This window comes from Streptomyces sp. BA2 (assembly GCF_009769735.1).
GTDB lineage: Bacteria > Actinomycetota > Actinomycetes > Streptomycetales > Streptomycetaceae > Streptomyces.
In genome coordinates this window covers 1-12,212 of sequence record NZ_WSRO01000002.1, presented here as the reverse complement: position 1 = coordinate 12,212, position 12,212 = coordinate 1, and the positions used below count along the sequence as shown (strand labels likewise).

Annotated in this window: 14 protein-coding genes and 1 pseudogene; 6 read left to right on the top strand and 9 right to left on the bottom strand. The window is 66.9% G+C overall.

Annotation, left to right across the window (positions count from 1 at the left end):
• Positions 1-85 precede the first annotated feature (85 nt).
• Positions 86-787, bottom strand: a complete 702-nt coding sequence (locus E5671_RS02600; RefSeq protein ID WP_160502259.1) for a hypothetical protein — start codon at positions 785-787, stop codon at positions 86-88.
• A gap of 595 nt (positions 788-1,382) precedes the next feature.
• Positions 1,383-1,655: pseudogene (locus tag E5671_RS47290) on the bottom strand (HNH endonuclease); the annotation flags it as partial.
• A gap of 252 nt (positions 1,656-1,907) precedes the next feature.
• Here E5671_RS47290 and E5671_RS02590 point away from each other — a divergent pair.
• Positions 1,908-2,849 carry a GNAT family N-acetyltransferase gene (locus tag E5671_RS02590; RefSeq protein WP_160502258.1) on the top strand — a complete coding sequence of 314 codons (942 nt, stop codon included), beginning with the start codon at positions 1,908-1,910 and terminating at the stop codon, positions 2,847-2,849.
• Here the strand turns inward: E5671_RS02590 and E5671_RS02585 are convergent.
• From E5671_RS02585 to E5671_RS02565, 5 genes are all read right to left on the bottom strand, one after another.
• Complete coding sequence (locus tag E5671_RS02585; RefSeq protein ID WP_336605642.1) at positions 2,786-3,202, bottom strand: nucleotidyltransferase domain-containing protein; 417 nt, start codon at positions 3,200-3,202, stop codon at positions 2,786-2,788. The two genes, E5671_RS02590 and E5671_RS02585, sit on opposite strands and share 64 nt — an antisense overlap.
• A gap of 31 nt (positions 3,203-3,233) precedes the next feature.
• A complete protein-coding gene (locus E5671_RS02580; protein ID WP_160502256.1) occupies positions 3,234-4,376 on the bottom strand; it encodes a hypothetical protein in 1,143 nt (380 codons plus the stop codon).
• A gap of 827 nt (positions 4,377-5,203) precedes the next feature.
• Positions 5,204-5,539, bottom strand: a complete 336-nt coding sequence (locus E5671_RS02575; protein ID WP_336605641.1) for a helix-turn-helix domain-containing protein — start codon at positions 5,537-5,539, stop codon at positions 5,204-5,206.
• A complete protein-coding gene (locus tag E5671_RS02570) occupies positions 5,536-6,648 on the bottom strand; it encodes a tyrosine-type recombinase/integrase (RefSeq protein ID WP_336605640.1) in 1,113 nt (370 codons plus the stop codon). Before E5671_RS02570 ends, E5671_RS02575 begins: the two co-directional genes overlap by 4 nt.
• A gap of 183 nt (positions 6,649-6,831) precedes the next feature.
• Positions 6,832-7,245, bottom strand: a complete 414-nt coding sequence (locus tag E5671_RS02565; protein WP_202120987.1) for a hypothetical protein — start codon at positions 7,243-7,245, stop codon at positions 6,832-6,834.
• A gap of 111 nt (positions 7,246-7,356) precedes the next feature.
• On the opposite strand from E5671_RS02565, the gene E5671_RS02560 reads away from it, so the two are divergent.
• The 4 genes from E5671_RS02560 to E5671_RS02545 all read left to right on the top strand — a co-directional run bounded on the left by E5671_RS02560 (position 7,357) and on the right by E5671_RS02545 (position 9,841).
• Entirely contained in the window at positions 7,357-7,767 is a 411-nt protein-coding gene (locus E5671_RS02560; protein WP_160502255.1) for a hypothetical protein, read from the top strand.
• A 22-nt stretch (positions 7,768-7,789) separates the two neighbouring features.
• On the top strand, positions 7,790-8,083 hold the full coding sequence (locus E5671_RS02555) for a hypothetical protein (protein ID WP_160502254.1): 294 nt from the start codon (positions 7,790-7,792) through the stop codon (positions 8,081-8,083).
• Between the two features lie 167 nt (positions 8,084-8,250).
• A complete protein-coding gene (locus E5671_RS02550; protein WP_160502253.1) occupies positions 8,251-8,532 on the top strand; it encodes a hypothetical protein in 282 nt (93 codons plus the stop codon).
• Positions 8,533-8,716: 184 nt separating this feature from the next.
• Positions 8,717-9,841: a hypothetical protein gene (locus tag E5671_RS02545; RefSeq protein WP_160502252.1), complete on the top strand. Its 1,125-nt coding sequence runs from the start codon at positions 8,717-8,719 to the stop codon at positions 9,839-9,841.
• 688 nt (positions 9,842-10,529) lie between these two features.
• Here E5671_RS02545 and E5671_RS47285 read toward each other — a convergent pair.
• Both E5671_RS47285 and E5671_RS47280 read right to left on the bottom strand, forming a co-directional pair.
• Entirely contained in the window at positions 10,530-10,700 is a 171-nt protein-coding gene (locus tag E5671_RS47285; protein WP_336605639.1) for a hypothetical protein, read from the bottom strand.
• A 112-nt stretch (positions 10,701-10,812) separates the two neighbouring features.
• Positions 10,813-11,043 (bottom strand): hypothetical protein, encoded by a 231-nt coding sequence (locus E5671_RS47280; protein WP_160502251.1) that lies wholly within the window; start codon positions 11,041-11,043, stop codon positions 10,813-10,815.
• A gap of 8 nt (positions 11,044-11,051) precedes the next feature.
• Here E5671_RS47280 and E5671_RS02530 point away from each other — a divergent pair, with 8 nt between their 5' ends.
• Positions 11,052-11,888, top strand: coding sequence for a hypothetical protein (locus tag E5671_RS02530; protein WP_160502250.1), 837 nt, complete (start codon positions 11,052-11,054; stop codon positions 11,886-11,888).
• Positions 11,889-12,212: the final 324 nt, after the last annotated feature.

Here is a 12,212-nt window from a genome sequence, read left to right as displayed (position 1 = left end):
AGGCCGAAGTCCAGGTGCCAGGACAGCGGTTCGCCGACCCGATCCGATTCGTCAAGGTGACCTTCGTCGAAGTCTCTGCGCCGGGTCAGACCTTTTCGAAGTTGAACCGGAAATCAATTCCCCCCGTGCCCCCGAAGAGGTAGCTGAGGCCGTAGATAATCAGCCCGATAAATAAACACGCACCGAAGAAGGCTATGGGAGTGGGGAGGTCTTCCAGCCACTCGCCAATACTTTCTGCGCGGCGCTCCCACCGGTGTGCAGTTCCGCGTTTGACCTCGATATCGATCAGGGAGTTCGTGAGAGTGAGCGCGGGTAGTCCGTCCGCGAGGAGCGTATAGCTCGCTCCCGTCCCTCTGCCGATTCGGCCGGGCCTGATGTGAACCTCCTGCCCGACAATCTCATACCGAGGGGGCTGCGCCTCAGCCGAGTGGGAATGGACGTCTAGGACCTCAAGGATCTGCGCCCCGAGATTGAAACATACCGGCATCTCGCTATCGAATGCGGCGCTCGGAATGTCTCGCCGTCCGGTATTCCTGATATCGATACGCACCACGTGGGGATTTATGAGAAGTTCACCGTTGCGTCGCAATTCGAGGGTGTTGGCCAGCGTGTGATTTCGCGTGACAATCGACGTCACCTCATAGTCGTAAACTAGCTGGCGCTTCGGATGTGCAGATTGAAGGGTGGCCCACACTGCGGCAACGCCACTCACCATGGCAACGATGACACCCGCCGCCCCCCAAAAGGTACCGGATGTCCAGAAGGGCCCTGTCACTGTTTCCCCCATATCCAGAGTGAACCAGGAATGTGAGGGTCCGCGAAGTGGTTCAGCGCGCATCGGCCCCGCCTGCTCGCAGAGATCCGGGGGTCCCATCAGGTCTTCAGCTACGTGGATGTGATCTCGTCTACTCAGGAGCGGATGCGGTTGCCTGTCATCGGGGGAGAGGGGATGGAGCCCAGAGGCCCTGACGGGCGATTCTTCCGTGTAGCCCCCGGGGGCAAGCCGATTGCACTCTTGCTGACCAAGCGTCAAGTTCCGGAGGACCCCCCACAGGCCGTGATCCGGACCGCCTCATCAGGGCGCAACCAGCAGTCACTGAGCCTCCGCCAACTTGAAGTCGCAGGTTAAGAGGCTGGTGTGCCCTGTTCTCGGGGGTACTCACGCGGGTTGCGGGCGGTTTGATGCGAGTCAGGCCAGTCCTGTCGGCGCGGCTTTACGAAGCCGCCACGCCACGGTTTCTGGACGGAGTATTCGTCCTCTGATCGCTTGGCGCTGCTGGACGCGCAGTGTGAGGCGCCTTCCATGCTTGACGAAGTCGACGGTGCCGCCCCGGCGTCAACGGGCGGCACCGTCTGTCCGGGCGGCAGCATGTACGCCGGGGCTACCGTGCGAGTTGCACCGTGATGGGCATGTTGGGGCAGCGGGTGGCGTTCTCGGCGAGGGCGGCTTCTTCGCTGGGGTCAATGGCGAGCTTCCAGCGGGTCTTGATAGCGACCCACTGGCTGACGTAGTCGCACCGGTTGCCTTCGGCCGGCGGCATCCAGGTGGAGGGGTCCTGGTCGGACTTGCTGCGGTTGGACTTTGCCGTGACGGCGATCAGTGCCCGGTCGTCGCCGAGGTCGTTGGCATAGGCCTGGCGCTCGGCCGTGCTCCATTGTTTAGCTCCGACTGGCGGGAGGCGTCATTCCACATGCGCGATATTCCGGAGTGTCTGTCTCTCAGGCCGGGCGACCCACGGTGGGGCCATCGAGGGCCTACTACTTGATGCTGCGGTGGGCAGCGGGACCTCTGCCCACGTCGAAGGGCACTGGCTCTGGCTCGGATCTAATGCCGATCACCCTCGGCAGGTGCCGATCTGGTCCGGGCAAGTGCTCCCCAGCGTCGAGTACGTCAGAGACCATGAACTATGCGCCCCGATGACTGGCACCTCACCGAAGGCGTCGACGACTTCCTCGCCCGATCTGGAGGTTTCCTGCGCTCCCGACCTGCCCTGCACACCATGCCCCTGACGGTGACGGAGAAGCTGCTAACGGACAGGGAGGCTGAGCGCGGCGCCGGTGCCTCTGTATTCGGCCAGTTGGAGCTCGGGGGCGAGATCTGTGCCACCTTCTACCAGCGCACTCCGTCCGGTCCCCTGAGTCTCACATCCACCACGGGCGAGCAGGCCGACCTGCTCGCCGCTCGCCTGGCTGACCTCGGCCGCCCCGTCCCCGGTGTCAGCGCGGACCACTGCACCGCTACCGCTTTCGCCGAGGCATGGCAGCGACGCACAGGCGCGGTACCGACACTCAGCCAACGGAACCGTCTCTACCGTCTCGGCACGATCACCCCGCCTGAGCCGCTTCCCAAGGGCCGCAGTCGCGCTGTGGGCGATCAGGACCATGAGCAACTCGTCTGCTGGGTAGCTGAGTTCGTCGAAACAGTCGGAGAGATCCCCGCTGTGGACATCGACTCCTGGGCCTGCTCGCGCTTCGCGGACAGGCACTTCACGTTCTGGCAGACACCGGACGGTACACCCGTCTCCATGGCCGCCACGACGGTGATAGTTGCAGGCATGGTCCGAGTGGACCCGGTGTACACCCCGGCGCACCTTCGGGGGTGCGGCTACGCGGGTGCCGTGACGGTCGAGGTGAGCCGAGCCGCGCTGGCCGCAGGAGCGACGGACGTCGTGCTGTTCGCGGACCCTGCCAACCGTGCCAGCAACGCCCTCTACCAGCGAATCGGATATGTCCCGGTTACGGACTGGGCCGGATACGACTTCTCCTGGGGCGCATCAGGAGCAACTCAGGCTCGCCAGGGGTGGGAGAAACCCTCAAGCAGTGGTCCGCCCAGCAGGTCGAGCACCTGATTCACCGCAGTGGTCAACAGTCGGGGGACGGCGTGTTCGGCTACGGCCTGGTGCCCATCCAGCAGTGCTTTGCCCAGGACCGGGTCTGCCAGGGGCAGACCCTGGTCGTAGACGAACAGGACGGTCCCGCGGCGCCGGGCTCGGTCCCAGGCGAAGAACTCCGGTATGTCCCCCAGGGTGTTGAGGAACAGCTCGACGATGCGGCCCTGGTGACGGATCACTTCCCGCCGACTGATGTCCGAGTCGGGAAGGAGCACGGCCACATCCAGATCGCTGGTCGCGGTGGCCCGCCCCTGAGCGGCGGAGCCTCCGAGTATGGCGCCCAGGTCATGGGGATAGAGCTCGGTGACCACACGGAGAGCGTGTGTTTCAACGGCTTCTTGATCATTCATGGGCGCTCATCTTGCCAGCATGCGGATCTGTCAGCCGGGCTTCGAGATGGGCGGTCCAGTCGTTGGCGGCGCGGTGGCGCCATTGCTGGGCGGTGATGACATGCAGGCCGAGCATGGGTGCGAGGACGGCGGGCGGCAGGTCCTGGTCGAGTTCGATCAGTGCGGTCGTGCGGGTCTGGCGGACCGGGATCTGGCGAGCCGTGAGGCGGCGCGCGAGGACGCTGGCGGAGATGTGCTCGCCGGGCCGAGGCCCAGGGAAGAGCCACCGGCGGGTCGAGTTCGCGGCCCAACCAGCCACCGGCCGACGGATCAGTTCCGTGAGGAGGACCGCGAGCGGGGCGGGGAGGCGGATAGGGGTGCGATCAAGAACGAGGACAGGGTGGCCGTCCATCGTAGACAGGGCGTCGGTGGGCAGCGCGGCGATGCGCGTGAGGTGCTGCCCGAAGAGGTTCAAGATGGCACCAGCGACGCGCACTTCGAGGGGCAGAGCGTTGTCGGTCAGGCACTGCTGGAGGATTTCCCAATGGGAGTCCTCGTTGAGACCAACGGGGTCAGCCTTGCCGCGGTGCGGGACGTAAAGAAGGCGGCTGTGTCCGCGGCGGTGGGACCAGACGACAAAGTCACGGACCTCGAAGCGGGTGCTGGAGTTCCCTGCGAGCCACCAGTCGACATCGCCCTGGGTGACGTCGTGGAGGGTGAGTCCGCGCTTGGCCATGGCGGTCAGGAAGGCGGCTGCGAGGTTGATCCGGGTGTAGGCCCAGCGGATCCGGTGCTTGGAGCCTGTCGACCGCTGGTCAGCGCGGCGCGCGCGGGGCAGGAGCGACCAGCGGACGTAGGAACGCAGCAGCAGGGCGTGCTCGGGGTGGCGGTCGGTGACCTGCGCCAGGTGGCGTTCGATACGGGCGGGCAGCTCGGTGCGTTCAGGCAGGGCCTGATAGCTGACCAGGACGCTTCGGAGGTAGTCGACGCTCTGAGCGCCGCCGCGGCCGCAGGAGCCAGCGGCGGCGTCCAGATCCTCGTGAGTCAGTGGGCGTCCGGTGGCGATGAGATCGGCCAGGAGGCGGGCAGAGTGCGAGTTGCGAATCCAGTTGAGCGCGGTGCGCGGCTGTTCGCAGCCGGTCAGAGCGGCGTGCATGCGTGCGTACTGGCCATCCGGTTGGGCGGGTGCCGTTTCGAAGAGTGCCGCGAGGTCGTCGTGGAGGGTGCACCGGTCGCACAGCCCGCGGACCATGTAGGAGCGCGGGTTCGCACACCGGGGACAGGCGTAGCGGTCGGTGTGGCCGGCGCAGGGACCGCAGACCCGGCGGCCGTCTTGGCGGGCGATCAGAACGCGCTGCCTGTCGCAGCTCGGGCACGTGCCGGGGTGGGTGCGCGACTGGCGGTAGCACGGCAGGCACACCGCCCCGAGCGGCCAGCGCGCACAGACCGGTGCGTGTGTGGTGCACAGTGCGCACCGTTCCAGCGGACGCGGTCGGCAGCTGCTGCACGGGTCGGTGGCCGCTGGCCTGCCGCAGGCCGAACACGACCTGCCGACCGCCAACTGGGCGCGTCGGCAGCGCTCGCACGTCTGGTGGCAGGGCCGGGGGCGGGACTCGCCGCATACGGCGCATGGTCCGACATTGTCCTGCTTGGCGAGGATGCCTTCACATCCGCGGCAGACCCGCCCGCCGGGGACGGCCCGCCGCAGCATGCGCACGCGTCTGCAGCGCAGGCAGGCCGGCTGCCTCACCCCGGCAAGCCCGGCCTTCAAGAGGACGGTGATCAGTGCCTGCACCGAACGCGGCGCGTCGGACGCGCCGCTGACCAGGGCGTCCGGATGTCGGGTCAGATGCGCGCGGATCCTGCCACGGGCAGAGGGGGTCAGCTCGGCAACGATCCGCTCCGCGTGCTGGGCGGACAGGCCGGGAAGGAAGGCGGTGATCCGATCGGCCAGTTCCTCCCAGGCCGGTGGCGGTTGGCCGCTCACACGTCCTCAGGGCGACGAACCCGCACCTTCCGGGCCGGCGGGACCACGGCCGGCCCATCGACCTCACCCGAAGCCGTCGGCTTCGCGACCTGCCTGCGGACCTCCCGCACCGTGATCAGATCCGCCGGCGAGCAGCCCAGAATCCCGCACAGGGCAGCCAGCGTCTCCATCGACAGGCGCTGCGGGGGCTGAGTGACCAGACGGAACACCTGCTCCCGCGACAGGTGCACCCCGTACTCGGCCAACAGCGGCACCAGGTCCGTGGTCTGATACATGTCGTGATCGGCCATCAGCCGACGCAGATTCCAGTCAAATCCCATCCGCTTCATCACCGCGACCTCAACTCCTTTCCACCCGCTCGCTCCATCCGTCGCCGCAACGACGCCTCCATCAGACGGTTGCGGTACTCGTCCGACACCCACGTGTACAACGCCGTTGTAGAGGCATAGGCGTGACCGACCTGCTCCTGGACGAACCGTTCCGGATACCCGAACTCGATCAAGTGCGTGATGTACGTGTGCCGCAGGCAGTGCAGTTCCAGTTCCGGCGGCAGCCCGGCATGTTCCCGGATGAGCGTGAAGACCTCGTCCAGGCGCCGCACCCCGAGCCGGCCGCGGCGTTCGGAGACCCACAGTGCCGGATGCCGGCCCGGCGAGAAGCCGGAGCGAACCACGTCCACCCACTCCTCGAGGACCGGGACGACCCAGTCGACCTCCGGGACCGTCAGCACCGTCCGCCGCTTCGGCGGACTGCCCCGTGACGCCTTGCCGAACCGGACCTCCAGTGCACCGAACCGGCCGTAGGACTTGGCTCTGGGATTGCGTCGCAGGTCTGGCAGGTCCAGCTTGGATGTCTCGCGGCGCCGGGTTCCATACGCATACACCTGCTTGATCATGACCGCGTCGCGCCAGGCCGCCAGCACGCCCTTGCGGCGGCGTTTCCTGGCCTGTTCGACCCGGTCGTCGGCGGCGTCGAAGAGAGCCTGCAGCTCGTCATAGGTCAAGGCCCGGCGCTCGGGACTCCCCTCGAACTCAGCGACGTGATCGGCAGTGTTCCAGTCATGGCATACCTGCACTGGGAACTGGCCGAAGGCCTCCTCGCAGGCAGACGCCCAGCCGTAGCGGCCATCGGTGATGAAGGCGCAGAACATCTGCAGATCACCCTGCTGGCCGCGGACTGTGGAGTGGGCCAGCGGAGCCGGACCTGACAGCCGATGCGAGAAGTACGCCTCCACATCCTCAGGCGTCCACTCCCACGGATACGTCGCCGCGAACAGCGCGAACCGCCGCACCAGGCTCAGCCGGTCCTCGATCGTCTTACGTGCCAGCAGCCGCGCCCGCTGCTGTTGCTCCCACCCCTGCAGCATCGCATCGAACATCGCCGGTGCCGGGTCCAGAGCTTGCACGTTTCCCGGGACGACCAGCCGGAACGTGCCCGGCACATCAACAGCTCTCACGGCCACTCCCACGATGTTGCGCTCGATGCATCATCGTGGCGTTGGTGCTGGAACCTCCGAGGCCAGATGCCTCGACTTCGCCTGAACGAGCTACGCGCCCGCCGACTTTGACCAGGTCATGGACGCGACGTCCTTAGTGCGATGTCGATGCAGGAGAAGCAACTCCGCCTACTTGGAGTCCCAGGATTCCGCAAGCGGAACCCGGTGGTCGATGTCGAGCCCGGAGGGGCCTTCGACGTACCGGTCGTCATACTCCGAGAACCAGCGGCCTCCGCTCAGCTTGCACTTGGCGCTCTGCTTTGGGGCGGTGAGCGCTTCGGCCTTGAGGACCTCGGCGCGCGTGCTGCAGCCTTCCTTGTCGGCATCCACCCAGTGCTTGAACGAGGTCCGCTGGTAGCCGGTGCGGTCCTCCTCCCTCACGGGCAGGGCCTTGAGCGCGGCCATGAGCGGCTTCGTGACGGTTTCACCGACTCGTGGTGCCGTATCGGGGCTGCCAGCGGGTGTGGCGTGCGCGGTGGCGGCCGGGATGGCCAGGGCGACGGCGGCGGTGAGCAGGACGGCGGTGCGGGTGATGGCGGGCACGGGTCTCCTCGAAGAGCACGAACTGGTCGTGGTCTTCGTAGCGAGTCGGCGCTTGTCGCCGGGCCGTTGAAGGTGTTCGTGTCACCCGCACGAGCGGTAAGTCTGATCGTTATGGGGGTTTCTCCGCGCAACGACCTCGCCGTGGGCGGGCCGTTACTGGCGGCTACTGTGCTGGTCATGCACTATGCACGGGGATCACGGATAGCTGCCGCCGCCGTTTCCTGCCTCCTGCTGACGAGTTGCAGCAGCGCCGACGACGGGAAGAACGGCGGTGCGGCTGAGCCTTCGGTCATCGGCTCGCCGGTGGGCAAGCCCATCGAGTCGCCGGAGGCGACGCCGGAGAGGAAAAGCAACAGCGTTCCGGAGCCGGATCCGGATGCTCCGTTCATCGAGCACGTCAAGTACGAACTGCGCACGCGCACGGTGAAGATGGCCGGTGCTCCGGGCGAGACCAGCGCCCGATGCGACAAGGATTTCGTCCGGCCGGTGACAGGCGCCAGGATCACCTGCACTCATCTATGAGGGCATCGAGGTGACCTGGCCGGTGAAGTTCACGGGTAAGCCGGGGTTCGGCGGCATGGGCGATGGATACGAAGCCCAGCCCAGCACCGGTCTGCTCACCCGGGAGGGCGCCCTCACCTACTTCTGGGGCAATAATCGCGAGGCAGGCACGGACCTGCGTTGCGACACACTGCCCCGGGTCACGAAGGTCCCGCTCGGCCAGATGTCCGGGTATCAGTGCTCCTATTTCGCCGCCAAAGCGGCCACAGACGGCCGGGACATGTGGATCACTCAGACCTTCTACAGCACCACAGACGGCGTCCGCGCCCGGGTATGACGATCACAGGCGTCGTCTTCTGAGGGCCTGCAGCGACGCCGGGGGGCGAAGCGACAGGGGTGTGCCGGTAGGGGTCGCCGAAGGGAGGGCCGGGGCGTGCATCGGAAAGGCATGGGAACAAGCTAAGACGCTGACGGATGTCAGTGGCGCAGAGGACGCTTGCCGACATGGCAGACTCAGAGCCGAAGGACCAAAAGCACGGCGAGTTCGTGTGTCGTCCCCTTCCCCCGGCGGTCCGACCCATGCTGCGCGAGAAGGGCACGGCAGCGACGATGCGCCCCCACTACGCGTCGCCCCTCGCCTCCTTCACGCGGCCCGGCCTCCGCCGCCCCTGGGCCTTCGATACCGAGAAACTGCTGCTCCGCGCCACCAGTCAAACGGTCGTCTCAACGGCCTCGCAAGCCAAGATGAACACACTGCACGCCGCCCTGCGGCCAGCGGCGCCCTGAACCGGCTGACTGCGGCCCTCGGACTGGAGCCAGACCACGCCCGGCTCCAGTCAGCTGTCTCAGGTTCTGAACGGGAACCTGGCAGGTGGCCACGCCAGCGCAGTGCTGGGCCGTCGAGCTCTCGGTGTGTTGTCTCCCGCTGCTGTGGCAGCCGAGCGGTCGGCGGCCCTGAGGAGCCACTCCGGTGGGCCGCGGATCGATGGTCACGTCCTGGCCGCGGATCAGTGTGAAGGACGGTGTGTGCCTGGCATGGGCGCCTCGCGTTGAGCTCATCGAAGACCTCATGATGCTGAAGACGACCAGGCAGCGTCATCGCCTCCTCATCGACCGGCGCTCCGACGTTGTCGACGATGTCGAGGAAAGCCTGACGCATGTTGATCACCCGGCGCTGTCCGACGACGTGCACTTCTCTCTGGAGGCAGCAACCTGCGTGCGCGCCGGGCACGACACAGCTGCTCAGGCTCTTCCGGGCAACCTCCTCGACACGCTCATGCGCCGCCACGGGCACGCCTGGCTGCAAGGGCCCTTCCCCCAAACCCAGTTCACCGGCACAGGGAGCCACAAGATGGTCGCCGGAGCGCTCGGCACACGCTCCGGGGCGGGGGGCTTCAAGGTGCTGATGATCGCCCCGTACCTGGTGGTGAGCGCCAGATCACCAGGACCGTGGCCGAAGTGCGAGCGTGGCGTCATCGAGGTGGATGTCCCAGCCGCGGGGCACTCGCGTTGCCTTGGCTGCGGGGATACCGGTTTGCGGGTGAGTAAGCGCGGTCACGACATCATCCCCGGCGGGGAAGTCACTTGCCCATTCGAGCTCCCACCGTGGCCTATAGCCCCACAAGCGCCGATCACACGAGGGGCGCTGTGGCATGGGGCGATCCAAGGGGTGTGTGTCCCAGGCGTGCAGCGCCCATGCGCCCTGGGCGTCACGCAGGTTGAGCCGCACCAGCAGTCCTGCCAGCAGGACCTCGGCTGCCTCGGTCAGGGGCGGAATCTCGGTGAGAGCCTCCTTCTCGCTCTCGCTCATCGGCACCTCGGGGCCCTGCAGGTGGCGGGCGCGGGGTGTGGGTTCGCCGGCAAGGAGCTGGGTTGTCGCTTCCTCGGTGACAGACATCTGTGCGCCGGTGGGAAGGTGGCGCAGCAGGAAGGTATCCCCGACCTGAGCTTCAAGGCGCAGCCCCGGAAGCCGACACATCGCGCCCCCGCCCTCGCGGACGCGCGGAACGAGGTAGCGGACGGCGTTGAAAGCCGCGTTCACCACGATGGCGAGGTGTCCAGGCCGTGGGGAGGGTACGGGGTCGTAACTGGCTAGTCCCCGCACAGCCCAACTTCCGGGCACGGTGTGTTGTAACAGCCCGGCGTTGAACAGACCCAGTGCCAGCAAGACACGCAGCCGACGCTGTTCGGTCGTACACACGTCGAGCCCCAGGCCAGGACGGTCAGCGGCTCCCAGAGCCGCGGCCATGGGGTCTTCCCCGGTATAGCTGGCCCCGCGTCGAGTGCTGCGTGGACAGGGCGGCGGCGTACGATTTCCCGCTCTGCTGCGCGTGGGCGCGGGCATCCTTCTTGCGGGCGTGGTCCCTGTGCATCGCGGTGTCCTAACCGGCGGCTTGGGCCCGTGAACCGTTCCGCCTCACACTGCGAGAACAGACGAAGTTCCGCACGATGCGGCAACTGAATATTCCTACCGGATGCTGCGGTGCCGCTTTCACCAGCCAGCCCGATCACGGGTCGGGGGCCGGACGAGGCTGTCACGACAGCAGCCTATGAAGTCCATTTCAGCACCGATACCCACGAGATCTCTCTTCGGCACGCCGATGTTGCGGAAGACGCGATCAAGATGTCGGCTGAGCAGGCCGGGGCGCAGTCCGCCGCCAGAGGGTGCCGCTTCCAACTCCTCCTCCCACAGGGCGACTAGCTGACATGTACTTCACGGCTAGAGCCTCCCCGGCACTCAGCCCCCAGTGGTTGGGAGCCTCCTGCGTCGCGAACGCTGGAGCCTATGAGGTCAGCACCGCGGGGTGGGCCGACGACCGCTTTGCCGCCGTGACCGTTTCTCCATCGGTCCGTAGGTGTCCGCACCTGGTGGGGGTCGAAGGCTGCCCGGCGAGCGCGGCGAGCTTGTCGACGGTCAGCTTGGCCCGGCGGCTCTTGCTGTTGGACAGGGACACCCCGAGCTTCACCTCCGGACCCGTCCGGCAACGCCTCTACGTGGCCCCTGGGGACCGTCACAGAGCCCGTGTGGGCCCTCGTACTGCTGCGCCACAGGGCCGTAACGCCCCTCTAGAAGGCGCTCGCGGGTGCCGTGGACGGTTGCGCGGGCACGTCCGTCTCCACCGGCCGCAACGAGCGGGTGAGGCCGACGGCCTCCAGGCGCTCGCGCTGCCCGTCGGCCAAAGCCGCCCACACCTCGGGCTTCCGCTGCCGGGCCGGGGATCGGATGCGGCCTGCGGTGCGCTGGTGGGGGTAGGGGGCGTGGCGGGGGAGGTGCCGGGTTTGTGGTCGGGGCATCATGCATTGCCATGGACCTCACAGGCATAGCGGCTCTGGTCGCTCTCGCGGGCATCCCCGTGAGCGTGCTCATCGCGCACTGGCAAAAGCGCACCGCCCTGCAGCAGACCCACGCCCTCAACCGTGCCGCCCGCGAGACAGCCGAAGCCGCCCACCAGGCGGCGCTGGCGCAGGCCGAGGCCAGCCACCGCGCCGCCCGGGAAACCGCCCTCGAGCAAGCCGCCGCCGCACACCAAGCCGCCATGGCCCAAGCAGCCGCCAACCACCAGGCAGCGCTCCAACTCCAAGCCGCCCAAGCCGAAGCCGCACACGAGAGCGCTATGGCCCAGGCGGCCGCCAACCATCAAACCGCCCTCGAACTCCAGGCCGCCCAGGCGGCAGCCGCTCACCGCAGTGCAATGGCCCAGGCAGCCGCCAGCCACCGGTCCGCACTCGAGGTCGCCAGAGCCCAGGACCAAGTGGAAATCGAACGCTGGAAACGCGAGAAGCGCAGCGCCGCCTTCGAGAAAGTCCACGCCTCACTAGACGAATTCCGCACAGCCTTCCTGCAGAACGCTGACACCGACGCCCTCGCACGAATCGGGCTCGATATGCACGGCCTCTTCCACGCGGTCCGCCCTTTCGGTGGGCTGAGCCTGGCCGAAAAGGTCGGATGGCTGAGCGGGACATGCGGAGACCTGGCCCGCAGGATACGCGAAGCGCCAATGAACGAAACCGAACGGCAAGAATTCTGGGACACCGAAGTATCACCCAGAAGGAAAGAACTCACCGAAGCCATGAGTCGAACCCTGGAACTCGCGGAACAAAACCGGCTAGCCAACGTGCGACGCGTAAACCGACGACTGTAGTACGCCAGAACCCGACAACCCCAGAGGGCTCGAAAGCGCACATCGATCAGGCTGGCTTCTACGGCTGGAGCGCCTTCGCGTCGCGCAGCATCATCCGGGCTGTGCGGCTCGGGGGATGCGGTACCCGGCTCCGTGTGGGTGGGTGGTGGGGTGGCAGTGGTTGGTCAGCAGTGGGTCTGATCTTCCAGGCCGTGCTTCTACGCGGGTCGGTGTGCGGATATCAGTGTTCGTGTCGGCTGCCATGAGTTGACTGTCGACTGTCGTGGAATGCCTAGCGTAAGCAGTCCCTTGCTGTCATGGAGTTGCCTCTTCCTGTGTGCGGGG